The 24,344-nt window shown below is 60.3% G+C and carries 15 protein-coding genes; 10 read left to right on the top strand and 5 right to left on the bottom strand.

Annotated features, from left to right (window positions below; genetic code table 11):
• Positions 1-2 precede the first annotated feature (2 nt).
• From QRN48_RS08730 to pgi, 6 genes are all read left to right on the top strand, one after another.
• Positions 3-1,442 (top strand): sigma-54-dependent transcriptional regulator, encoded by a 1,440-nt coding sequence (locus tag QRN48_RS08730; RefSeq protein WP_037018149.1) that lies wholly within the window; start codon positions 3-5, stop codon positions 1,440-1,442.
• Between the two features lie 784 nt (positions 1,443-2,226).
• Entirely contained in the window at positions 2,227-3,624 is a 1,398-nt protein-coding gene (locus QRN48_RS08725) for a polynucleotide adenylyltransferase PcnB (protein ID WP_037018147.1), read from the top strand.
• Positions 3,625-3,630: 6 nt separating this feature from the next.
• Positions 3,631-4,113: a 2-amino-4-hydroxy-6-hydroxymethyldihydropteridine diphosphokinase gene (gene folK, locus QRN48_RS08720; RefSeq protein WP_285350081.1), complete on the top strand. Its 483-nt coding sequence runs from the start codon at positions 3,631-3,633 to the stop codon at positions 4,111-4,113.
• Positions 4,114-4,323: 210 nt separating this feature from the next.
• A complete protein-coding gene (gene panB, locus QRN48_RS08715; protein ID WP_037018141.1) occupies positions 4,324-5,124 on the top strand; it encodes a 3-methyl-2-oxobutanoate hydroxymethyltransferase in 801 nt (266 codons plus the stop codon).
• Positions 5,121-5,972: a pantoate--beta-alanine ligase gene (gene panC / locus QRN48_RS08710; RefSeq protein WP_285350078.1), complete on the top strand. Its 852-nt coding sequence runs from the start codon at positions 5,121-5,123 to the stop codon at positions 5,970-5,972. The genes panB and panC overlap by 4 nt, the downstream gene beginning before the upstream one ends.
• Positions 5,973-6,314: 342 nt before the next feature.
• Positions 6,315-7,979 carry a glucose-6-phosphate isomerase gene (pgi, locus tag QRN48_RS08705; RefSeq protein ID WP_191946006.1) on the top strand — a complete coding sequence of 555 codons (1,665 nt, stop codon included), beginning with the start codon at positions 6,315-6,317 and terminating at the stop codon, positions 7,977-7,979.
• A gap of 96 nt (positions 7,980-8,075) precedes the next feature.
• Here pgi and QRN48_RS08700 read toward each other — a convergent pair whose 3' ends face one another.
• Positions 8,076-8,645 (bottom strand): hypothetical protein, encoded by a 570-nt coding sequence (locus QRN48_RS08700; protein ID WP_037018135.1) that lies wholly within the window; start codon positions 8,643-8,645, stop codon positions 8,076-8,078.
• A 338-nt stretch (positions 8,646-8,983) separates the two neighbouring features.
• On the opposite strand from QRN48_RS08700, the gene QRN48_RS08695 reads away from it, so the two are divergent.
• The gene (locus QRN48_RS08695; RefSeq protein WP_285350074.1) at positions 8,984-10,165 is read left to right on the top strand and encodes an acetyl-CoA C-acetyltransferase; all 1,182 of its coding nucleotides are present in this window, start codon (positions 8,984-8,986) and stop codon (positions 10,163-10,165) included.
• Positions 10,166-10,323: 158 nt separating this feature from the next.
• Here the strand turns inward: QRN48_RS08695 and mgtA are convergent, their stop codons facing one another.
• Entirely contained in the window at positions 10,324-13,053 is a 2,730-nt protein-coding gene (gene mgtA / locus QRN48_RS08690) for a magnesium-translocating P-type ATPase (protein ID WP_285350072.1), read from the bottom strand.
• Between the two features lie 847 nt (positions 13,054-13,900).
• On the opposite strand from mgtA, the gene QRN48_RS08685 reads away from it, so the two are divergent.
• The 3 genes from QRN48_RS08685 to QRN48_RS08675 all read left to right on the top strand — a co-directional run bounded on the left by QRN48_RS08685 (position 13,901) and on the right by QRN48_RS08675 (position 18,303).
• A complete protein-coding gene (locus QRN48_RS08685) occupies positions 13,901-14,917 on the top strand; it encodes a class I SAM-dependent rRNA methyltransferase (protein ID WP_285350070.1) in 1,017 nt (338 codons plus the stop codon).
• Between the two features lie 111 nt (positions 14,918-15,028).
• Complete coding sequence (locus QRN48_RS08680; RefSeq protein ID WP_285350068.1) at positions 15,029-17,986, top strand: DUF748 domain-containing protein; 2,958 nt, start codon at positions 15,029-15,031, stop codon at positions 17,984-17,986.
• 41 nt (positions 17,987-18,027) lie between these two features.
• On the top strand, positions 18,028-18,303 hold the full coding sequence (locus QRN48_RS08675) for a DUF2845 domain-containing protein (RefSeq protein ID WP_285350066.1): 276 nt from the start codon (positions 18,028-18,030) through the stop codon (positions 18,301-18,303).
• 1,121 nt (positions 18,304-19,424) lie between these two features.
• Here the strand turns inward: QRN48_RS08675 and QRN48_RS08670 are convergent.
• From QRN48_RS08670 to QRN48_RS08660, 3 genes are read right to left on the bottom strand one after another with little or no spacing between them, the layout of a single operon-like run.
• On the bottom strand, positions 19,425-20,798 hold the full coding sequence (locus QRN48_RS08670) for an HlyD family type I secretion periplasmic adaptor subunit (RefSeq protein WP_037018120.1): 1,374 nt from the start codon (positions 20,796-20,798) through the stop codon (positions 19,425-19,427).
• Positions 20,788-22,941: a type I secretion system permease/ATPase gene (locus QRN48_RS08665; RefSeq protein ID WP_191946012.1), complete on the bottom strand. Its 2,154-nt coding sequence runs from the start codon at positions 22,939-22,941 to the stop codon at positions 20,788-20,790. Before QRN48_RS08665 ends, QRN48_RS08670 begins: the two co-directional genes overlap by 11 nt.
• 46 nt (positions 22,942-22,987) lie before the next feature.
• The gene (locus QRN48_RS08660; RefSeq protein ID WP_037018555.1) at positions 22,988-24,337 is read right to left on the bottom strand and encodes a TolC family outer membrane protein; all 1,350 of its coding nucleotides are present in this window, start codon (positions 24,335-24,337) and stop codon (positions 22,988-22,990) included.
• Positions 24,338-24,344 lie beyond the last annotated feature (7 nt).

The raw sequence follows: 24,344 nt of genomic DNA, 5'->3' as shown, positions 1-24,344 counted from the left end.
CAATGCCCCACATTTTGATCGTTGAAGACGAAACCATTATCCGCTCCGCCCTGCGCAGGCTGCTGGAACGCAACCAATACCAGGTCAGCGAAGCCGGGTCCGTGCAGGAAGCTCAGGAACGTTTCAGTATTCCCTCGTTTGACCTGATCGTCAGCGATTTGCGCCTGCCCGGCGCACCCGGCACCGAGCTGATCAAGCTGGGTCAGGGCAAGCCGGTGCTGATCATGACCAGCTACGCCAGCCTACGCTCGGCAGTGGATTCGATGAAAATGGGCGCGGTCGATTACATCGCCAAACCCTTCGACCACGACGAAATGCTTCAGGCTGTCTCGCGCATCCTGCGCGATCGCCAGACCCTGCAGAGCATGCAGGCCGAGCGCGCGGCCACGAGCAAGGTTGCGACCGGCGACAAGGCCGGCCCTGACAACAGCAATGGCGAGATAGGCATCATCGGCTCCTGCCCGCCCATGCAGGACATGTACAGCAAGATCCGTAAAGTCGCGCCGACTGACTCCAATGTGTTGATTCAGGGCGAGTCCGGCACGGGCAAGGAATTGGTCGCCCGTGCGTTGCATAACCTTTCGCGCCGCGCCAAGGCACCGATGATTTCGGTCAACTGTGCGGCGATTCCTGAATCGCTTATCGAATCCGAACTGTTTGGCCATGAAAAAGGCGCGTTCACCGGCGCCAGTGCCGGGCGTGCCGGCCTTGTCGAGGCTGCGGACGGCGGGACGCTCTTTCTGGACGAAATTGGCGAACTGCCGCTTGAAGCACAGGCGCGATTGCTGCGCGTGCTTCAGGAAGGCGAGATACGCCGGGTGGGCTCGGTACAGTCGCAAAAAGTCGATGTGCGGCTGATCGCAGCGACCCACCGCGACCTAAAGAGCCTGGCCAAAGTCGGCCAGTTCCGTGAGGACTTGTACTACCGTCTGCACGTTATCGCCCTCAAGCTGCCTGCGTTGCGTGAACGCGGCGCGGACGTGAACGAAATCGCAACCGCGTTTCTTGCACGGCAGAGCGCAAAAGCCGGGCGGACTGACCTGCGCTTCGCCCCGGATGCGGAACTGGCGATTCGGCAATATTCGTGGCCTGGCAACGTGCGAGAGCTGGAGAACGCTGTGGAGCGCGCGGTAATCCTGTGCGAAAGCCCGGAGATCTCTGCTGAACTGTTGGGCATCGACATCGAGCTGAGCGATCTCGATGTAAACGAGTTTATCGGCCTTGCACCACAAACGGCGGGCTCGTCGAGCTCCACTGCCGGCGAGCCGACTGAAGACCTATCGCTTGAAGATTATTTCCAGCATTTCGTTCTGGAGCATCAGGACCACATGACCGAAACTGAACTGGCACGCAAGCTGGGCGTCAGTCGCAAGTGCCTGTGGGAGCGTCGCCAGCGGCTGGGCATCCCCCGCCGCAAGACCGGCGTGGCGAGCGAGACCTGAGGCTGGGCATGCCCAAGGCTCTGGCACGCGGGTTACAGACGTTGTGAAAAAACTGTTACCGCGCAGGAACAGGACGTAACAAAACCGGGGCATACGGTAACGACTCCCCGGTTTTTTTTCGCCGGCGGAAAATAGCGTCAATTTGCCACACCCTTGATTTCAAAGGCTTGCAGCCAGGTTTGCGAAAGTTGGCACAGGTACTGCTATAGGTATTCGTACAAGAACAACAAAAATCAGTCACCTGCAAAACCAACATAATAAAAACAAGACGAATCGACTCACGCATAACAAAAACAACACGGCGGAGGCGCAGCTAACTGATTCTTTTGGAGAGGCGTTGCATTTGGGACTTGTCCCGCAACCAGGCCGAGAACAACAAAAACTACCCTTAGGTAGAGCCTGAACTGGTTGGATCGAGAGATCACTGCCGCACAGCGACCAAAGCAATCCGTTTGCTCTTGACTCCCGATTGGGAGAGTTCACTGGCGAAAGCCGTGAATGGGCGGTCAACAAAAATAAAAAGCCCATCAGACAATAAAAATAAGAGCACGCACTTTGGGGGAGCTTCGGCTCCCCCAGTAGCATCCGCGTTTTAATCCCCGCCCGCCGCACCTCGCACCCGCTGTTGACAGCCGTTTTCCCGCCGCTGCCCCTTTGCAGTCAAGGCGCTCACCTGTCCGATGCGCTGCCTCCTACACCATCCCCCGACTAAATGCTAGAATCCCCGCCCATCGTGCGGTCACTCTTCGAAATTGGCCGAATATTCCTTCAAACAGTGCATCCCATGCTGAAGAAGCTGTTCCAGTCATTCCGTTCCCCACTGCGCAAGCCGCAGCAACACGTGCGCACAACGCCTGAGGTGCTCAGCAGCAGCCAGCATTCGTTGCAACGCAATCAATTCAGCCGCTATGCGGTGAACATCGTCGAGCGCTTGCAGACTGCGGGCTATCAAGCGTATCTGGTCGGCGGTTGCGTCCGCGACATGATGCTTGGCATCACTCCCAAGGATTTCGACGTTGCCACCAGCGCCACGCCCGAGCAAATCCGCGCCGAGTTCCGCAACGCCCGCATCATCGGCCGTCGCTTCAAGCTGGTACACATCCATTTCGGACGTGAAATCATCGAAGTCGCTACGTTCCGCGCCAATCACCCGATTGACGACGAAGATGAAGACAGCAACCAGTCATCACGCAACGAGAGCGGGCGCATCCTGCGTGACAACGTGTACGGCACGCTGGAAGACGACGCCCAGCGCCGGGACTTCACCATCAACGCGCTTTACTATGACCCGGTCACCGAGCGCGTGCTCGACTACGCCAACGGCGTCCACGACATCCGCAATCGCCTGATCCGCCTGATCGGCGACCCGCAACAGCGCTACAAGGAAGACCCGGTGCGCATGCTGCGGGCCGTGCGGTTTGCCGCCAAGCTGGATTTCGGCATCGAAAAACACAGCGCAACGCCGATTCGTCCGCTCGCGCCAATGCTGCGCGACATCCCCTCTGCACGTCTGTTTGAGGAGGTGCTGAAGCTGTTTCTCTCGGGGTACGCGGAAGCCACGTTCGAAATGCTTGTGGATCTTGAACTGTTCGAGCCGCTGTTCCCGGCCAGTTCAAAGGCGCTGGAATACAACCCTACTTACACCCACACGCTGATCAGCGAGGCGCTGGCCAATACCGACCTGCGCATCAAACAGAACAAACCGGTCACACCGGCTTTCCTGTTTGCCGCTTTGCTGTGGCCCGCCCTGCCCGCTCGCGTGCTGCGTCTGCAGGAACGCGGCATGCCGCCGATTCCCGCCATGCAGGAAGCGGCTCACGAATTGATCACCGAACAATGTCAGCGTATCGCGATTCCAAAACGCTTCACGCTGCCGATCCGCGAGATCTGGGACATGCAGGAGCGTCTGCCACGTCGCTCCGGCAAGCGCGCTGACCTGCTGCTTGAAAACCCGCGTTTCCGAGCCGGTTATGACTTCCTGTTGCTGCGCGAATCCGCCGGAGAAGAAACCGACGGACTTGGCGAGTGGTGGACCGAATATCAGGACGCCAACGATTCGGGTCGCCGCGACATGATTCGCGACCTGGGCAGCAAGCCTGATGCCACTGGCCAAGGGCCGCGCAAACGCCGTCGCAGCAGTAGCGGGAAGCGCAAACGCGCTGGCGTCGACGGTTCGGAATAACAGCTGATGATCGAGCGCGTTTATATCGGCCTGGGCAGTAATCTGGCCGATCCAGAAGAGCAACTGCGCGACGCGCTCAAGGCAATGGCCCGGCTGGCGCAAAGCAGCCTGTCAGGGGTGTCTTCCTTCTATGCCAGCGACTCGCTGCTGCCGGGTCAGCCGCGCTACACCAACGCCGTTGCGGCGCTCGACACGTCGCTTCCCCCGCTGGCGCTCCTCGATGCGTTGCAGGCCATCGAGAATCAGCAGGGCCGCGAGCGGCAGGAACGCTGGGGGCCGCGCACGCTGGACCTCGACATCCTGTTGTTCGGCAGCCGCCTCATCGACGAACCACGCTTGAAGGTGCCGCACTATCAAATGCAAGCGCGCGCGTTCGTGCTGTATCCGCTCGCCGAACTGGCGCCCGGCCTGACCTTTGCCGATGGCCGTCGGCTGGATGATTTGCTGGCCGGATGCCCGTTTGAAGGCCTTGAGCGATTGCCGGGCTAGAGCAATGGCGGGTGCCCACGTGCAGCCGTCACACCTGGAATTGACTTCGCGCCCCCTCCTCACGAAGATAAGCGTCCCAAAGCCGGGCGACCGGCCACAAGGCGCGGAACAGGCCGTTGCAAACATCGCGAAACGACGATGTGCCTGCTTCCCAAGATGAATCACGCGTTGCTCGCCGCAGTATTCACAGCGCCTGAATGAGGACTTTCCATGCCCGACATCACCGTTACGTCCCTGCTGGCCCTGAAGCAGAAAGGTGAAAAAATCACCATGCTGACCTGCTACGACGCAACTTTTGCCCATACCGCTAGCCAGGCAGGTGTTGAAGTCCTGCTGGTCGGCGACTCGCTGGGCATGGTCCTTCAAGGCCATGACAGCACCTTGCCGGTGACCACCGCCGAGATGGCGTACCACGTGGCTGGCGTCAAACGCGGCAATCAGGGCGCTCTTATTCTTGTCGACTTGCCGTTCATGTCCTACGCCACCCCTGACCAGACCTTCGCCAACAGCGCCATGCTCATGCAGGCCGGGGCGCACATGGTCAAGATCGAGGGCGCGGCGTGGCTGGCGGACTCGATCCGGCTGCTGGCCGAACGCGGCGTTCCGGTGTGCGCACACATGGGGCTGACGCCTCAGGCGGTAAACGTGCTCGGCGGTTACAAAGTGCAGGGCCGTCAGGAAGCGCAGGCACGGCAGATGCGTGCCGATGCCATCACGCTGGAACAAGCGGGCGCGGCGATGATTTTGCTGGAGTGCGTGCCCACCGAGTTGGCCCAGGAAATCACCCACGCCGTGAAGATTCCGGTCATCGGTATTGGCGCCGGCATCGACACGGATGGCCAGGTGCTGGTCCTGCACGACATGCTCGGGTTGTCGATCACCGGCCGTGTACCCAAGTTCGTGAAGAATTTCATGACCGGCCAGCCGGACATTCAGTCAGCGATCAGCGCGTATGTTCGTGCGGTCAAAGACCTCAGCTTCCCCGCCCCAGAACACGGATTCTCGGCATGAACACAGTCAAAACCGTTCGCGAACTGCGCGCCGCCGTTGCCCGCGCGCGCAGTGAAGGCAAACGCATTGCTCTGGTGCCCACGATGGGCAACCTGCACAGTGGCCACATCGCGCTGGTGACCAAAGCGGTGCAGCGTGCCGATTTCGTGATCGCCAGCATCTTCGTCAATCCGCTGCAATTTGGCCCCAGCGAAGACCTGGCTTCTTACCCGCGCACGCTGGCGGCCGATCAGGAGCAGCTACTCCAGGCCGGTTGCCATCTGCTGTTCACGCCGACCGTCGATGAGATGTACCCGCACGGCATGGCCGATCAGACCATCGTTCGCGTACCGGTGGTTTCCGAGGGCCTGTGCGGCGGCAGCCGACCCGGCCACTTCGACGGTGTCTCTACAGTGGTCAGCAAGCTGTTCAATATGGTCCAGCCGGACATCGCGATTTTCGGCCAGAAAGACTTTCAACAACTGGCGGTCGTCAACGCATTGGTGCGCGACCTGAACATGCCCATTCAGATCATCGGCGAACCCACCGTGCGTGCCGCCGACGGCCTGGCCCTGTCGTCACGCAATGGCTACCTGAGCGAAGACCAGCGCGCTGCGGCGCCTGCCCTGTACCGTGTGATCAAGCAGATCGGCGACGCCTTGCGAAGCGGCGACCAGAACCATAACCAACTGCTGAGCGACGGCGTGAAGGCACTCGAAGCGGCGGGTTTTCGTCCGGACTATCTTGAGATTCGCAACGCCGTCAGCCTGCGCCCTGCGACCTCGGAGGACCAGGATCTGGTCGTGCTGGGCGCTGCGTTTCTGGGCAAGACTCGCTTGATCGACAACCTGCATCTGGTCAAGGAGTAACCAGCCCCTGCGGCGCCAGGTAGCATCCGTTCCTGAATGAAGCAAAAGTCACGTGATCGGATCACCATCTGCGCCTATGCTCATTGCGCCGTGCCACGGTTGCAGCCCAGCCAGCGAGTTACGGGCGCTGGCGATGAACTTTCGACTTACCTGCAATGCCATACCGATACAGTTCGTGTCACACCGGCAATTACCCTGTGAGAAAAAGTACCGAGCAAAGGTAAAGCAAGGCGCAGACATCGGCGTTGCCGGGGACTAGTCTCCGATGCACCCAAGAATTCATGTCCAATCCTGCTTTTCAGTGTCCAAAAGAGCAGTTCAAGTACAAGGAAACCCGCAGCGATGGCGTACTACCGCACTCCTCATGACGTTACGACTCTGCCCGCCTGGCAGGCGCTCAACGATCACCGCAAAGCGATGCAGAATTTCAGCATGCGCGAGGCGTTCAACGCAGACCCCAAGCGTTTCGACGAATTCACCCTCAGCAGTGCCGGGCTGTTCCTCGACTACTCAAAAAACCTCATCACGGCCGAAACCCGACAGCTGTTGGTCGATCTGGCCAATGAAGTCGGCTTGAAAGAAGCCATCAAGGCGCAGTACGACGGCGAGCTGGTCAACGCCTCCGAAGGCCGACCAGCGCTGCACACCGCGCTGCGTCGTCCGGTCGGCGACAAGCTGCTGGTCAACGGCGTCAACGTGATGCCGGAAGTCCACAAAGTGCTCAATCAGATCACTGACCTGGTCGGGCGCATCCACGATGGGCTGTGGCGCGGCTACACCGAAAAGCCGATCACCGACGTGGTAAACATCGGTATTGGCGGCTCTTTCCTGGGCCCTGAGCTGGTGTCCGAAGCGCTACTGTCCTACGCGCAGAAAGGCGTCCGCTGCCATTATCTGGCGAACATCGACGGCACTGAGCTGCACGAGCTGACGCAGAAACTGCGCGCCGAGACCACGCTGTTCATCGTTTCGTCGAAGACCTTTACCACCCTGGAAACGCTGAAGAACGCCACGGCGGCCCGCGCCTGGTACCTGGCGCAAGGTGGTTCCGAGGCCGAGCTGTATCGCCACTTTATCGCCGTTTCGAGCAACAATGCCGCCGCAGTGGCGTTTGGTATCCGTGAAGAAAACATCTTCCCGATGTGGGACTGGGTCGGCGGCCGTTATTCGCTGTGGTCGGCGATCGGTCTGCCTATCGCCCTGGCGATCGGCATGTCCAACTTCAAGGAGCTGCTGTCCGGCGCCTACACCATGGACCAGCATTTCCAGAACGCCGAGTTTGAAGAAAACATGCCGGTTCTGCTGGGCCTGCTGGGTGTCTGGTACGGCAATTTCTGGGGTGCGCAAAGTCACGCGATCCTGCCGTACGACCACTACCTGCGCAATATCACCAAGCACCTGCAGCAGCTGGACATGGAATCCAACGGCAAAAGCGTTCGCCAGGACGGTGTGCCGGTCAAAACCGACACGGGCCCTGTGATCTGGGGCGGCGTGGGGGCAAACGGTCAGCATGCGTACCACCAGTTGCTGCACCAGGGCACCCAGATGATCCCGGCTGACTTCATTGTGCCGATCGTCAGCTTCAACCCGGTGTCCGACCACCACCAGTGGCTGTATGCCAACTGCCTCTCGCAGAGCCAGGCATTGATGCAGGGCAAGACCCGCTCCGAGGCCGAGGCCGAGCTGCGCGCCAAGGGCGTCGCGGAAGACGAAGTGAAGCGCGTCGCGCCGCACAAAGTCATCCCAGGCAATCGCCCGAGCAACACCATCGTCGTCGAGCGCATCAGCCCTCGCCGTCTGGGCGCGCTGGTCGCGATGTACGAACACAAGGTATTCGTGCAAAGCGTTATCTGGGGCACAAACGCCTTCGACCAATGGGGTGTGGAACTGGGTAAGGAACTGGGCAAAAACGTTTACAGCCGACTTGTCGGCACCGACGAGACCAATGCCGAAGACGCATCGACTCAAGGCTTGATCAATTACTTCCGCGGTCGTCACCGCGGCTGATACCTGACTTGCTGTAGGTGCTGACCCTGAAGCAAATGAAACCCGCTCCTCGCAAGAGGCAGCGGGTTTTGTGCATATGGGCTTTCGTGATTCGGCTCAGTCCTCAAGATCCGGCAGCGCCGTCGGGTCAAGCTGAATGGTGTGCTGGCGTGGATTGCGCTCACACAAAAACAGGTCTTCTCGGGGCCCTTCCTTGGGGCCGACGTGACGCAAGTGCATCAACGACCCGCACCAGGGGCACTGCGCGGTCAGGCGATTGACGGCCAAGCGGCCGTTTTGACTCATCTCAAGGTAATGTCGCGATCCGAAAAAATGGTCAAACTTTCGCCGACGCAGCACCGCCGACATTGCAACAGCCATGACCGCGACGACGAATGAAAACATGAAGAACGTCGACCACGAGCTCTGACCGCCCAGGGGCGGCTGGAATACCGTGAAGTACAACCCGATCAGGCTGGCGGCACCGGTGATGTAGCCGAAACTGGAAACGCTGCTGCTGTCCAGACTGCGGCCACCGAATGCCGGGTGACGCTCGATGTACAGCTGCTCGGGTGTGAACGTGGGCCGCTCGCTGTTGCTGATATTGACGTTGGCGCCACGAAAATCACCGACGCCTACGTTCAGGCTATGGTCGCCGCTTTGGTCGCCATGGTTGGGGTTCGGCAAAAGGGTGGCTCCTGAAAGGTCAGCAATGGAATGGCCGGCGATTGTCCATGCCGTGAACTGAGGCGGAAATCAGCCCCATCCCCGATTGCCGTGGGAAGCCGAGACACGTTTTGTCGTATGTTTCCGTAGGAAAGCCGCACGACTGGAAGGAAAAGCTCAAGAGCAGGTGTGGCCGCAGGCTCGGTCCGACCTCTATTCGGTGGTCCTGCCGACAAAGGGCTTAAATTACCATCGTCATTCATGCAACCATGCACCCCTTGATTCCGCTGCCCGCCCTCTCTTTTATGCCTCTTCAAACGCAGGCCGGCGCAGCTTCCCCATCGCTGAGGATTAGCACCATGCAAGACGTCGTAATCGTTGCCGCCACCCGCACCGCCGTGGGCAGTTTCCAGGGTTCGCTGGCGAATATTCCTGCAGTGGAACTGGGCGCGGCGGTCATTCGCCAACTCCTGGCGCAGACTGGCCTGGACGGTGCGCAGGTTGATGAAGTCATCATGGGCCAAGTGCTGACAGCCGGCGCCGGGCAAAACCCCGCACGCCAGGCCGCTATCAAGGCGGGCTTGCCGTTCGCTGTGCCGGCCATGACGCTGAATAAAGTCTGTGGCTCGGGCCTCAAAGCACTGCACCTGGCGACTCAGGCGATCCGTTGCGGCGATGCAGAGGTGATCATCGCGGGCGGGCAGGAGAACATGAGCCTGGCCAACTACGTCCTGCCGGGCACGCGCACGGGTCTGCGCATGGGCCACGCAACCATGGTCGACACGATGATCAGCGACGGCTTGTGGGATGCTTTCAACGACTACCACATGGGCATCACGGCAGAGAACCTCGCCGAGAAATACCAGATCAGCCGCGAGGCGCAGGACGCGTTTGCCGCTGCTTCTCAGCAGAAGGCCGCTGCGGCCATTGAGGCCGGGCGTTTTGTCGACGAGATCACGCCGATTCTGATCCCTCAGCGCAAAGGCGATCCGCTGTCCTTCGCGACCGACGAGCAGCCACGCGCTGGCACAACCGCTGAATCGCTCGCCAAGCTCAAGCCGGCCTTCAAGAAAGAGGGCTCGGTAACGGCCGGTAATGCGTCGTCACTCAACGACGGTGCAGCGGCGGTCATTCTGATGAGCGCCAACAAGGCCGAGGCGCTGGGTTTGCCGGTGCTGGCACGCATTGCCGCCTACGCCAACGCCGGTGTAGACCCGGCGATCATGGGGATTGGCCCGGTGAGCGCAACCCGCCGCTGCCTGGACAAGGCCGGCTGGTCGCTGGAAGAGCTGGACCTGATCGAAGCCAACGAGGCGTTCGCTGCGCAATCCCTGTCGGTGGGCAAGGAGTTGGGTTGGGACATGGACAAGGTGAACGGCAACGGTGGTGCCATTGCCATCGGCCACCCGATCGGCGCATCGGGCTGCCGCGTGCTGGTGACGTTGCTCCACGAGATGATCAAGCGCGACGCGAAAAAGGGCTTGGCGACGCTGTGCATTGGCGGTGGACAGGGCGTGGCGTTGGCGTTGTCCCGATCATAACAGCCTGGCCGGAAACCCACATGTAGGACCGGCTTCAGCCGGGAAGAGGCCGGTGTGAACACCCTCAATTTTGCGGGGTGACGCCTGACGCCTTCCCGGCTGAAGCCGGTCCTACAAGGGATATGCGGTCCTACAACGCGAAATGCGTCATATGCACATCACTGCCAGCCAAACTTGCGCACATAAAACCCTTTTACTGCCTGGGTCAGCGCCACGTACGCAATCAGGATGACTGGCAGGATGACGAAGTACAGCGGTGGCAACGCCTGCAGTTTAAAGTAGTGCGCCAGCGGGCCCATCGGCAGGAAGATGCCCACCGCCATGATCACCCCGGTCATTATCATCAGCGGCATCGCTGCACGGCTCTGCAGGAACGGGATCTTCGGCGTACGAATCATGTGCACGATCAGGGTTTGTGTCAGCAGACCCACCACAAACCAGCCGGACTGGAACAGGGTCTGGTGCTCTGGCGTATTGGCGCCGAACACGTACCACATGACCGCAAAAGTGGTGATGTCGAAGATCGAGCTGATAGGCCCAAAAAACAGCATGAAGCGTCCTACGTCGGCGGGCTGCCAGCGCTGCGGCTTCTTCAGCAGTTCCTCGTCGACGTTATCGAACGGGATGGCGATCTGCGAAATGTCGTACAGCAGGTTCTGCACCAGCAGGTGCATGGGCAGCATCGGCAGGAACGGGATGAACGCACTGGCCACCAGCACCGAGAACACGTTGCCGAAGTTTGAACTGGCCGTCATCTTGATGTACTTGAGCATGTTGGCGAAGGTCCGCCGGCCTTCCAGCACGCCCTCCTCCAGCACCATCAGGCTTTTCTCCAGCAAGATGATGTCCGCCGCTTCCTTGGCGATATCCACCGCGCTGTCCACGGAAATACCGATGTCGGCGGTACGCAGCGCGGGCGCGTCGTTGATCCCGTCGCCCATGAACCCCACCACGTGGCCGTTGGCTTTGAGCAGCCGCACGATGCGCTCTTTGTGGGAAGGCGTCAGTTTGGCAAACACGTTGGTGGTCTCGACGGCAACCGCGAGTTCGGCATCGCTCATGCGCTCGATGTCGCCGCCCAACAGCAGGCCTTGACGTTCCAGGCCCACCTCTCGGCAGATCTTGGCAGTGACGCGTTCGTTGTCGCCGGTCAGGACCTTCACCGCGACACCATGCTCGGCCAACGCCTTCAAGGCCGGCGCGGTGCTTTCCTTGGGTGGATCGAGAAAGGCCACGTAACCGATGAGAGTCAGGTCGCTTTCGTCGGCCAAGCCGTAAACATCACGCCCTGCGTCCATGGCACGCGCCGCCACTGCCACCACGCGCAGGCCTTCTTCGTTGAACGCGGCGGTGACCTGCACGATGCGCTCCAGCAACTCAGGGGTCAGCGCTTCTTCGGCATCACCGTGGCGCACGCGGTTGCACACGCTCAACACTTCTTCCAGCGCGCCTTTGCAGATCAGCACGTGCGCCTCGCCCTGCTGCTGTACCACCACGGACATGCGCCGACGATTGAAGTCGAACGGGACCTCGTCGACCTTGCTGAATGCAGTGCCCACTTGCAGCGCCCGGTGAATTTCGACGTGCTCCAGCACGGCGACATCCAGCAGGTTTTTCAGCCCGGTCTGGTAGTAGCTGTTGAGGTAGGCCATTTCCAGAACGTCGTCGGATTCGTCGCCCCACACGTCGACATGACGGGCGAGAAAAATCTTGTCCTGGGTCAGCGTGCCGGTCTTGTCGGTGCACAGCACGTCCATGGCACCGAAGTTCTGAATGGCGTCGAGGCGCTTGACGATGACTTTTTTGCGTGACAGGAAGACCGCGCCTTTTGCCAGGGTCGAGGTAACGATCATGGGCAGCATTTCAGGGGTCAATCCCACGGCGATGGACAGCGCGAACAGCAAGGCTTCCATCCAGTCGCCCTTGGTAAAGCCGTTGATGAACAGCACTAGCGGGGCCATCACGAACATGAAGCGGATCAGCAACCAGCTGACCTTGTTGACCCCAGCCTGGAACGAGGTCGGCGCGCGGTCGGTGGCACTGACCCGCTGCGCCAGGGCGCCAAAATACGTGTGATTACCGGTGGCGAGGATGACCCCGGTCGCCGCGCCAGACACCACGTTGGTGCCCATGAACAGGATGTTCTCCAGGTCCAGCGGGTTGCCGGTATCCACATCCTGACGCCGGGCGAATTTTTCAACCGGCATGGATTCGCCTGTCATGGCAGCCTGGCTGACGAACAGGTCCTTGGCGCTGAGCACGCGGCAGTCCGCAGGGATCATGTCGCCAGCGGACAACACGATCAGATCGCCCGGCACCAATTGTTTGATGGGCAGCTCGATGCGTTTCTGCCTTGCGTCGCCGGAGGCTGTGCTGTCGGTGCGGCGCATGACGGTCGCCGTGTTGCTGACCATTGCCTTGAGCGCGTCCGCTGCCTGATTGGAGCGGGCCTCCTGCCAGAAGCGCAGCAGCGTGGACAACACCACCATGGAGAAAATCACCGTGGCGGCTTTCATGTCTTCGGTCAGCCACGAGATAAACGCCAGCAGGGTCAGCAGCAGGTTGAACGGGTTTTTGTAGCAGTGCCACAGGTGCACCCACCAAGGCTGCGGCTGTTCGTGCTCGACCTCGTTGAGTCCATGCCGAGCGCGCAAATCCTGCGCTTCGGTTTCGCTGAGGCCGTCGGGGTGACTGTTCAGGCGCGCGAGCAATTCGGGCACCTCGCTGCTGGCGCCCCGGGTCAGGGTTTGCGCAAGTGTGGGCGGGACTTCGCGGCTGACGGTGGTTTCGGCCACGCTGTCGAGGGTCGCCAGGCGACGGAAGTGCCTGCCGAGGGTGCGCGAGCGCAGGAGGTCTGCGAGGAATTCTTTCAGGAGGGTGTATTTCATGGCTGTGTCCCCTGGACTGAAGGCTGCTGGAGCTAAAGCACAGGAACCTTGAGCAGGTACGGCCGACCTTCGGGCCATGCTCGTTACAAGCAGGCCCCGCAGGCGGCCACGCACGACCAGAGGCCGCACGCGTCCGATGCGCAGACGAACGACAGACGCGTCGGTCATCACGCAGGTTTGGGCGTCAGGGAAAGGGCAACAGCGCAGGCTCTGGACAGAGGCTGCGGGCACTGCCGCTTCTCACGTGGTCGGCGAGATAGCGGCAGCGGAAAAACTGCGCGTTATCGAGCCGAGGATTGGCCGGTCTCTATCACCGGCTGACGTCTGTCACTCGAACAAGTACCCACTGTGGGTCTCCGCATTGGTTGAAAACGGGCGAAGAATACGCCCGGGTTGTATGAGAGTAAATCGCCAGCATGCGCCATGCGGGGGATAAAGCCGTTGCCTTCAGGAGAGGTTCAGGAATCGATGTCAGGCACCCTTTGCAGGAACGCGCTTGCCCGGGAATATGGTGTATCAGTCGGCAAATAGGCTGCCTGAACAGGCGTGTTCGCCAGCAAGCCGGCTTCTACAGTGGATTGCAGCGGATGAGGAATTGTGGTGATCCATGCGAGGTATCGGGTGAATGAAATGACGCGTTCGCGGGCAAGCGCGCTCTACAAATGATCGGCGGGGCTGAGGACTGCGCAGGTTAAACAAAACCTGTAGGAGCCAGCTTGCTGGCGAAGGCGGCAGTCCGGACGCCTCAATGGTGCGGTGAACAAGGATCACGCAGGCAAACGGGTCGAACACCGGTATTGGCCTAGCTGATAAACTCGCACGCCCTATTCCTGCTCCAAGGCCGTGCATGTCTTCGTTGATTCAGGCGCTCAGCGTCGCCCTCGATAATCGTCAATCCTTGATCGCAGAGCTGCACGCCCAGGGCACCGACTGTTATCGGCTGTTTCATGGCAGCCAGGAAGGCGCCAGCGGCCTGACGGTCGATCGTTACGGCCCGCAATTGCTGGTCCAGAGCTTCCACACCACACTGGACCGCGACTCCCTGCTCGCGCTGCACGCGGCCGTCAATGCGCGGCTTGGCCTTGATTTGCTGCTGGTCTACAACGACCGCTCCCAAGGCAACTCACGGGTTGACCGGACCGATCCCGTCTACAAAGCCGAAGACGCCGCGCTGGCGGATCTGGTAGGCCACGAGTGGGGACTCAATTACCGCGTTCGCGCGCGCCACGCAGGCCAGGACCCGCTGCTGTTTCTCGACCTGCGCAACGCACGGGGCTGGGTCAAGCAGCATGCCGCCGGCAAGAGCGTCCTCAATCTGTTCGCCTACACCTGCGGCGTTGGTCTGAGCGCAGCGGCAGGCGGCGCGAGCGAGGTGTGCAATCTGGATTTCGCCGAAGGCAACCTGGCGGTCGGGCGCGAGAACGGCCTGCTCAATCCGCAGCTGCCAACGATGCAGTTCGTGCAGTCGGACTACTTCCCGGCCATTCGCCAACTCGCCGGTCTGCCCATCGCCTCCCGTCGCGGCCATAAACTGCCCCCTTACGTGCGCCTCGAGCAGCGCCAATATGACCTGGTCCTGCTGGACCCTCCGGCCTGGGCCAAGAGCGCCTTCGGCACGGTCGATCTGCTGCGTGACTACCAAAGCCTGCTCAAGCCAGCCTTGCTGACAACCGCCGAAAACGGCGTGTTGATCTGCTGCAACAACCTGGCAAAAGTCAGCATGGATGACTGGCGCGATCAGGTGCTGCGGTGTGCAAGCAAAATTGGCCGACCGGTGCGTGAGTGCCAGGTGCTGACCCCGGGCGCCGACTTTCCGTCGCACGACCAACAGCCGCCACTTAAGACGTTGATCTTGCAGCTCTGAAGCATCTTGAGAGTTAAGGAAGCTTCCCACAGGGACTGAGGCAACTGGCCTTGGAACCAGATTGGCGTGCCATACTCCAAGCACCTCCCATCGAGCGAGTCGGCGACTTACATGCCCAAAGGATTGAAACGCGCCCTCGGCGCACTGCTGGCCCTTTTCGCCCTTTACAGCGTGCTGGGGTTTTTGATCCTGCCAGGCGTTGCACTGCGAATCGTCAATCAACAGTTGGCAAACTATGCCACGGTACCGGCACGTCTCGACCGGCTTGAGCTCAACCCGTACAGCCTCGAAGTCACCCTCTGGGGCCTGAACGTCGGGGCGCCAGGCAAGGAACAGCTCGGTTTTGCACGGCTTTACGCCAATCTGCAAATCGACAGCCTTTGGACCAAGGCGCTGCACCTCAAGGCCGTCGAACTTGATAAACCCAAAACCGAACTGCTGTTTGCCAAAGACGGCACGCTCAACCTTGCCGGCCTGTTCAAGCTGCCCGCCAGCGAACCCGCCAAAGCCGACGAGCCCCCGAGCAAGCCCTTTCCGTTGCGCATCGGCGAAATCAAGCTGGCCGACGGTTACGTGCATTTCCAGGACCTGCGCCCCAGCGAGCCCATTGAGTTCCTCTACGACGCGTTGAACTTCGAGCTGAAAAACCTCAGCACGCTGCCTGAAGACAACGCCGACATGACCCTGGTCGCCGCAGGCCCCGAGGGCGGTCAGATCGACTGGGTCGGGCGCATCAGCCTGGTGCCCATTGCCTCGGAGGGCACACTCAAAGTTACCGACGGCAAGATGAAAGTCTGGTGGCCTTACGTGCGGGACGCCCTGCCGCTGGTGCTGAAAGATGGCGTGCTGAATTTCAATACCCACTACACACTCAGTCTGGCCAAAGAAACCGAGCTGCTGCTGGACAACACCTCGCTGAGCGTTGCCCCGTTCGCCATTGACGCGCCGGACGGCAGACCGCTGGCGCGCCTGAAGAAACTGAGCGTCAGCGAAACCTCCATCGACCTGGCCAAACAGCGTGTCACCGTAGGCAAGATTCGCAGCGAAGGCCTGGAAACCTGGGCGACCCGTGAGTCGGACGGCGAGCTGGACTGGCAGAAACTGTTCGCAAGCCAGCCCTCCAGGGCGCAGGCAAAAAAAGCCGAGGCTGACAAAAATCAACCTGCCACCGCCACGGGAAGCGAAACCACCGCCCAAAGCAAACCCGCCACGGCGAGCAAACCCTGGCAAGTGCTGCTGCGCGATACGCAATTGCGCGACTACCGCATTCATCTCGCGGATAAGGTGCCGAAGGAGCCGGTCGCCATCGACGTGGGCCCACTGAATGTTGATCTCACCGGCTTCGACAGCCTCAATCAGTCGCCCTTCAAGCTCAAGCTCGACACCGCCGTGGGCAAGCAGGGCAAGCTGACGGCCGAGGGCGAAGTCAATCTGGCACCGGTTCGGGCCAACCTCAATGTCACCACCCGCGATATCGATTTGCGCGTCGCGCAGTCCTACGTCACGCCGTTCATTCGTCTGGAAGTGCGCAGCGGCATGCTCAATTCCGATCTGGCGATTGACTTGAAAAGCACAGAGCCCTTGGCGCTGGGCATCACCGGTAAAGCGCAGGTCGATCAGCTGCACACCCTCGACACGTTGAAGTCGCGGGACTTCGTGAAGTGGCAACGGCTGAACGTAGACGGACTGAACTTCGTGCTTGGCGATAGCCTTAACATCGCATCCGTGAGCCTGGACCAGCCATATGCGCGATTCATGATTGCCGACGATCGTTCGACCAACATCGATGACTTGCTGGTGCCCCAACCCACTGACAAGGCGCCGGCCCCGGCGAAAACCAAAGCCGCCGCCAGCAATGAAAAACCGATGGGTATCCGCATCGGCGAAGTCAATATCAGCAATGGCTCGGCCAACTTCGCCGACTTCAGCCTCACGCCCAACTTCGCCACGGCCGTTCAGCAGCTCAACGGCAAGATCGGCACGCTGGATAATCGCCAGGACAAGCCCGCGTCGGTCGATATCACCGGCAAGGTCGATCGCTATGCACCAGTAACGATCAAAGGCGCGCTGAACCCCTTCAACCCGATGGCCAGTCTGGACATCGCCACGAGCTTCAAGCGTGTCGAACTGACGACGTTGACGCCCTACTCCGGCAAGTTCGCCGGTTATCGAATCCGCAAGGGGCGCCTGAATCTCGACCTGCATTACTTGATCACCAAGGGCCAGCTCAAGGCCGAGAACAAAGTCGTGGTCGAGCAACTGCAACTAGGCGAGAAGGTAGATAGCCCGGACGCCGTGAATTTGCCGCTGAAGCTGGCCATCGCGCTGCTTAAAGACACCGATGGGAAAATCTCCATTGAGCTGCCGGTGACCGGTGATCTGAACAACCCGCAGTTCAGCGTGATGCCGATCGTCTGGCAAACCCTGCGCAACCTGTTGGTGAAAGCGGCGGCGTCGCCGTTCAAGTTCATTGGCGGGTTGATCAACGGTGGCGGCTCGGAAGACCTCGGCACGGTTGCGTTCGCACCGGGCGCTGATGAACTCAGCCCCGAGGCGATGGCATCGCTGGACAAGCTGGCGGCGGGGTTGAAAGCGCGTCCGGCGTTGCGTCTGGAGATTGAAGGCGCTGCCGCCGAGACGAGCGATGGGCCGCTGATTGCCCAGCAACGGCTGGAACGCGAATACCAGAGCACCTACTACAAGATTCTTCAGCGCCGAGGCGACAAGGTCCCGGCACAGCCCAGTGACCTGACGGTACCGGAAGATGAAAAGGCGCCGATGCTTGAGGGCATTTACCGCACTCGTCTGAAGCAGCAACCTCCGGCGCAGTGGGTAGAGCTGGGCAAGGAGGAACGTCAGAACAAACTGCGTGACGCCGTGCTCACCTCGTGGAGTTCGAGCGCGTTGCTGCTGCGTCAGCTTGGGCAGTCGCGCGCCGGAAGCATCAAGGACTATCTGGTGGACAAGGGACAACTGGCGGATGAGCGGGTGTACTTCATCGACACCCGCCTCGGCCAGCCAGAAAAAGATGGCCGCGTTGTCACACCCCTTCACCTCGACAGCGAGTGAGACTTTTGAAGAACGCAAAGGCAGGCATGACGCTAATCCTGATGCTGACCGCATTAAGCGGCGCGGCCCTGGCGGACACGCTGCGGTGCGGCAGTCAGCTGATCAGCGTGGGTGACCGGATGTTTGAAGTGCAGCAGAAATGCGGCCAGCCCGTCAGCCAGGACATCATCGGCTACAAGGAAACCGTGAATCACTACCGCCAGGTGGACCAGGTACAGGTCCAGGAATGGATCTACGGCCCCAGCAACGGGATGTACCAGTACCTGAGGTTCGAAGGCGGCCGACTGGTGAGGATCGATAGCAAACGAGGAAAGTGACTGCGCACACCGCTGCTGCTCAGTGGCACCGGGCCCTGAAACCTCTGTAGGAGCCGGGTTGCTGGCGAACCGGGTGAAGCATTCAATGCTGCGGAGACTGGGTAACCCGATTCGCCAGCAAGCCGGCTCCTACAGATTTGTGTTCGGCGTGGCCCCCGTTAAAACGGCTTTGTGCTCGGCGAAGTTTCTTGGTCCCCGTAACTTTTGAGATCCGAAGGCGGGCGTTTGGTGAGGATTGATAGCAAACGCGGGAAGTGACTGCGCACGCCGCCGATGCTCAGTGGCACCGGGCCTTGAAACCTCTGTAGGAGCCGGCTTGCTGGCGAACCGGATGGGGCATTCAATGCTGGGGAAACTGGGTAACCCGATTCGCCAGCAAGCCGGCTCCAACAGATTTGTGTTCGGCGTGGTCACCGTCAAAACGGCTTTCTACTGGCGAAGCTCCAGAATTCCCATAAAGTTTGAGATTCGAAAGCCGTCGATTGGTGAGGATCGATAGCAAGCACGGGAAGTGATTGCGCACGCCGCCGATGCTCAGTGGCACCGGGCCTTGAAACCTCTGTAGGAGCCGGCTTGCTGGCGAACCGGGTGGGGCATTCAATGCTGCGGCGCCTGGGTAACCCGATTCGCCAGCAAGCCGGCTCCTACAGATATGTGTTTGGCGTGGCCCCGGGGCCACCGTAAAAACGACTTTGTGTTCGGCGAGGTTCCATGGTCACCGTTAAAACGGCTTTGTGCTCGGCGAAGTTTCTTGGTCCCCGTAACTTTTGAGATCCGAAGGCGGTCGACTGGTGAGGACCGATAGCAAACGCGGGAAATGGTGGCGCGTCTTATTACGCCTTCCCGGCTGAAGCCGGTCCCACTGGTAGTGCGCGGTGGGCAGTCGGATCTGTGTTTATGACCCCGGGAACTCAAGCCTGCCGCGCCGGCAGGCGCGCCGCGTCACTTTTTGTGGGACCGGCTTCAGCCGGGAAAACGCCGTTGCTTTTTGTGGGACCGGCTTTAGCCGGGAAGAGGCCCGTATGAACCCCCTGAATTTGCAGTGTCACACCTGGCGCCTTCCCGGCTAAAGCCGGCCCCACCCGTAGCAAAGCCGATCCCACTGAAGCAACGAACAGCCATCAACGCTCGTGCAGTGCCTCGGCGCGGGCTTTCAAGACTGGCTTGAGCAGGTAGCTCAGGATGCTTTTCTTGCCGGTGATGATGTCAACCGAGGCGACCATGCCGGGGATGATCAGCAGCGGGTGCTCGTCAGTGCCCAGGTGGCTGCGGTCGGTGCGCAGCTTGATCACGTAGAAGGTGTTCTTCTTCTCTTCGTCCTGAATCGTGTCGGCGCCGATCTGTTCCAGCTTGCCTTTCAAGCCACCATAAATGGTGTAATCGTAGGCCGTGAATTTGATCATTGCTTCCTGCCCCGGGTGCAGAAAGGCAATGTCCTGTGGACGAATACGCGCTTCAACCAGCAGGGTGTCATCCAACGGGACGATTTCGGCGATGTCGCTGCCCGGCTGAATCACACCGCCAACGGTATTGACCAGCATCTGCTTGACCACGCCACGCACCGGTGAGGTCACCATCGTCCGGTTGACCCGGTCCTCAAGCCCCTTCGCGGTCGACTGCGCCTTGGCCAGATTGGTACGCGCTTCATTCAACTGAGTCAGCGCATCGCTGCGGAATTTGCCACGGGTTTCGTCGATCTTGCGCTGCACTTCGGCAATTGCCGCTTGTGCACGCGGGATCGCCAGCGTGGTGCCGTCCAGCTGGCCGCGGGTTTCCACTTCCGAGCGCTTGAGCCGCAAAATGTCCACCGGCGAGACCGCGCCCTGCGCCACCAACGGCTCAGACATACCGATTTCCTGGCGCAACAAGCCCAGACTGCTGCGGTATTGCTCCTGCTTGGAGCCGAATTCGCGAAGCTCTTGCTGACGCTGAATCAACTGCTGCTGCAAACCACCGATTTCATCCACCAGTTGCTGGCGACGACTCTTGTACAGCGACTCTTCGTTGGAGGCCTGATTGGGCACCAACTTGCGCGCCTCGGCGCTGATGTTCAGCGGACGATCGTCAACCTCGGCGCTTAGACGCTCGACGCGCAGCTGCATCGCCAGACGGTCGGCCTCGGTCTCGCCCACGTTGGAAGCGAAACGGGTATCGTCCAGACGGATCAACGGTGCGCCGGCATCAACGATTTCGCCGTCATGGGCGTAGATCTGCGCGACGATGCCGCCTTCCAGGTTCTGGATTTTCTGAATCTTGGTCGAAGGGATGGCCTTACCCTCGCCCTTCGTCACTTCATCGATCACGGCGTAATTGGCCCAGACGATCAGAAACACGAAGAACAGGATCACTGCCCAGATGGTCAGCCGGACAATGCGCGGGGCGTCGTCCACCAACGCCTTTTTGACTTCGGGCAGCGCCTGGCCTTCCAGCGAAGGCGAGCCTTTGAAGTAGCCGAAGATGCCGCCACCGGAATTTGGACCTGATTTAAGCAACACTGATCTGCCCCTTCTTCAACGCTTCCATAACGGCGGCTTTCGGGCCGTCTGCCACGATCTGGCCGCGGTCAATGACTATCAGGCGATCAACCAGGCTGAGCAACGAGGCTCGGTGTGTCACAAGAATCACGGTCTTTTTCTCCACAACGCCATGCAAACGCTGCTTCAGGCGTTCTTCGCCGGTGTTGTCCATGGCGCTGGTCGGTTCGTCGAGCAACAGGATCGGCGGATCGAGCAACAAGGCGCGCGCCAGGGCGACGTTCTGCCGCTGCCCCCCCGAGAGGTTTTGTCCGCGCTCACCGACCTGCAGCTCATAACCTTGTGGATGCAGGCTGGCGAATTCATGCACGCCGGCCAGTTCGGCGGCCTGCAGCACCATCTCGTCGTCGACATAGCGCGCACCGGAAATCAGGTTGTCCCGCAGCGTGCCGGACAGCAACTGAATGTCCTGAGCGACATAACCGATGTTGTGGCGCACCTCGCTGACGTCGATCTGACGAATGTCCACGCCGTCGACCAGCAAAGAGCCTTCGTCCGGCTGATACAAGCCCACCAAGAGCTTGGCCAGCGAGCTCTTGCCCGAGCCGCTGCGGCCGATGATGCCGACCTTCTCGCCAGGGCGGATCACCAGATTGATGTTGCGCAGCGCCAGGTTCTGCTGGTTCGGATAAGTGAATTCGAGGTTGCGGAATTCCATCGCGCCTTGCAGTACCTGACGGCTGAGCGGACGCTCGTCGAAGTTGCGTTCCTGCGGCAACTCCATCATCTGGTCAACCGACACCATGGTCACTTTGGCTTGCTGATAACGGGTCAGCAGGCCGGACAATTGCGCCAATGGGCCCAGCGCACGGCCGCTGAGCATGTAGCACGCCACGAGGCCGCCCATGCTGAGGACGCCGTCCATGATCATGTAGACGCCGAAGCAGATCATCGCCACACCCGCCAGTTGCTGGATCAGCAGCGTGATGTTCATGGCCAGACCGGAAAGCACCTTGACGCGCAATTCGAGGCGGCTGAGCGTACCAATGGTGTGTTCCCACTGGTACTGACGCTCGCTCTCTGCATTGTTGACCTTCACCGCGTCGAGGCCGGCGAGGGTTTCGATCAGGCTCGACTGACGCTCGGCACCCAGCGCCATGGTGCGCTCAAGGGTGGACGTCAGCGGCTTTTGCAGGAAGTGACCAATCCCCAGTGCCAACGGGAAGGCAATGATCGGAATCCACACCAGATGCCCGCCCAGCAGCGCGATTACCAACAGGATAATCAGCGTAAACGGCAGGTCGATCAGGCTGGTCAGGGTCAGCGACGTGAGGAAGTCGCGCATGCCCTGAAACTCATGGATGTTCTGGGCGTAACTGCCGACCCGCGCCGGGCGGAACTTCATCGCCATGCCGACGATGCGCTCGAACAGCGTGGCGGAGATGATCAAGTCGGTTTTCTTGCCGGCCAGGTCCAGGCACAAACTGCGCAGGCCCTTGAGCAACAGATCGAAAATGAAAGCGCCGCAGATACCGGTCGCCAGCACCCACAGGGTTGCGGTGGCCTGGTTGGGCACGACGCGGTCATAGACGTTCATAACGAACAGAGGGGTGGCCAGCGCAATCAGGTTGATCACGAAGCTGGCGGCGATCGCGTCGACGTAAAGCCAGCGCGACAGCTTGAGGGTGTCTTTGAACCAGGAACGAGCGCGCGGAATAAGCGAGCCCTGGGTCACGTCAAATTTGTGTTGCGGTTGTGCGAAAAACACTCGGCCGCTGTAATCCTGCATCAGGGCCTGAGTTTCGATCAGCACTTCACCACCGTTGCTTTCGCTGATCAGCAGGCGGGCCGATTCACCCTCCCAACCCAGCAGCACGGCAGAGCGCCCTTCTTTCAAAAGGAGCAAGGCGGGCAAAGCGATTTCGGGAATGTGGGTGAGCTTGCGTTGCAGCAAGCGTCCCTGCAAGCCGGCCCGGGCAGCGGCGCGAGGCAGCAAATCCGGGCTCAGGCGTTGCTCGGGCAATGGCAGACCGGTGGTCAGCATCGCCCGGCTCGCCGGCTTGTGGTGCAGGGCACAGAGTGTCAACAGCCCGTCGAGTAAGGGGTCGTCGTGCTGGCTGCGTGGATCATGACCTAATTGAGCCGAAGGTAATTCCAAGTCCACGCTGACACTCTCTTTAACAGTTAAAAGAAGCTGACTCCGTCAAGAATCAGTTCATGCCCGGCAGCTGAACTGTCGGTTTCACATCGTTCTGCACAACCGATGCCATCGGCGCCACAACGCCCTGGCTTTTCAGCAGCGTGCCCATGTCCGCCTTGATGCGGTATTGGGTGTACGTCTGCAGGTTCTTCAGTTGCACCAGACGCTGTTGCGCGGTGAACAACTCGTTCTCGCTGTCGAGAAGGTCGAGCAGGGTACGCTCTCCCAGACTGAATTGCTGCTGGTATGAGGTACGCACGCTCGCGGCACGCTCGACGTACTGCTGAGCGATCGGCACCTGGGCGTTGGCGTTGTTGTAGGCGTTCCAGGCCAGGCCCAGTTCTTCGTTCAACTGACGCAGCGCGTTGTTGCGGATATCCAGTGCCTGGCTCGACAGGTACGACTTGGATTGCAGGTCAGCTTTGTTGCTACCACCTGCGTACAGGTTGAAGCGCATGCGAACCATGGCTTCCCAGCCATTGTTGTGGCCTTCGTCGCCGCCAATGTTGTTATCGGCATTGCGGCCCAGTTCTGCATCGAAACGTGGGTAGTAATTTGACTGGGCCGAGGTGTACTGCTTTTCAGCGGCGACGATGTCGGCTTCGGCCGAGCGCAGCACCGGGCTGTTTTCCAGCATCTGGCGGCGGGCTTCGTTCAAATCGGCAGGCATCATGGCGAATGGCGACGGCGCTTCAAGTTGGTCCGCTTCCAGACCAACGGCACTCAAGTAATTGGTTTGTGCGTCGGCCAGGTTGGTTTGTTCGGTAATCAGGTTGTTGCGCGCCTGTGCCAGACGGGCATCGGCCTGGTCCATGTCCGCCATACGGCCAACACCACGGGAAGTGCGCAACTTGATTTGGTCGTAAATACGTTCGTGGCTCTTCAGGTTTTCTTCGGCCAGCCGAACCATTTCACGTTGGGTCAATACATCCAGATAGACCTGTGCAACTGTCAACGCGGTACGTTCGGTTGTATTCAACAGCGAATACGCCCGGGAATTGGCGGTAGCTTGTTGACGCGCAACTTCGTTACTTGTTGCAAAACCATCAAACAGCATCTGTTGAAGACGGATTTGCGCCTCGCCGCGGTCCAGCGTCTGGTAATCGTGACGGCCGGTCGACGCGCGGGTGCTTGGCGTATCGGAACCGGCACGGCCGTAGCCCGCCGTCACGTCGACACGCGGCAGGTAGCCGCCTCTTGCAGCGCGCAGCGCGTAATCCTGGGCAATGCGGGCATTAATGCCGGCCTGCACCTCGGGATGTTCGTCCATGGCTTTTTGCATGGCGGACTGCAGGGTCTGGGCCTGAACGAAGCCGGCGCAAAGGATAAGGGGTACAGCAGTGAAGAGGTGCTTACGCATTTTGGTG

Source organism: Pseudomonas sp. ME-P-057, from assembly GCF_030208975.1.
Classification (GTDB): Bacteria; Pseudomonadota; Gammaproteobacteria; order Pseudomonadales; family Pseudomonadaceae; genus Aquipseudomonas; species Aquipseudomonas lutea.
Note: the sequence above shows the minus strand (reverse complement) of the source record. Positions and strands in the feature narration are given on the sequence as shown.

Coding starts and splice junctions, on each gene's coding strand:
- QRN48_RS08730 (WP_037018149.1), top strand. CDS start 3: ATGCCCCACATTTTGATCGTTGAAGACGAAACCATTATCCGCTCCGCC.
- QRN48_RS08725 (WP_037018147.1), top strand. CDS start 2,227: ATGCTGAAGAAGCTGTTCCAGTCATTCCGTTCCCCACTGCGCAAGCCG.
- folK (WP_285350081.1), top strand. CDS start 3,631: ATGATCGAGCGCGTTTATATCGGCCTGGGCAGTAATCTGGCCGATCCA.
- panB (WP_037018141.1), top strand. CDS start 4,324: ATGCCCGACATCACCGTTACGTCCCTGCTGGCCCTGAAGCAGAAAGGT.
- panC (WP_285350078.1), top strand. CDS start 5,121: ATGAACACAGTCAAAACCGTTCGCGAACTGCGCGCCGCCGTTGCCCGC.
- pgi (WP_191946006.1), top strand. CDS start 6,315: ATGGCGTACTACCGCACTCCTCATGACGTTACGACTCTGCCCGCCTGG.
- QRN48_RS08695 (WP_285350074.1), top strand. CDS start 8,984: ATGCAAGACGTCGTAATCGTTGCCGCCACCCGCACCGCCGTGGGCAGT.
- mgtA (WP_285350072.1), bottom strand. CDS start 13,053: ATGAAATACACCCTCCTGAAAGAATTCCTCGCAGACCTCCTGCGCTCG.
- QRN48_RS08685 (WP_285350070.1), top strand. CDS start 13,901: ATGTCTTCGTTGATTCAGGCGCTCAGCGTCGCCCTCGATAATCGTCAA.
- QRN48_RS08680 (WP_285350068.1), top strand. CDS start 15,029: ATGCCCAAAGGATTGAAACGCGCCCTCGGCGCACTGCTGGCCCTTTTC.
- QRN48_RS08675 (WP_285350066.1), top strand. CDS start 18,028: ATGCTGACCGCATTAAGCGGCGCGGCCCTGGCGGACACGCTGCGGTGC.
- QRN48_RS08660 (WP_037018555.1), bottom strand. CDS start 24,337: ATGCGTAAGCACCTCTTCACTGCTGTACCCCTTATCCTTTGCGCCGGC.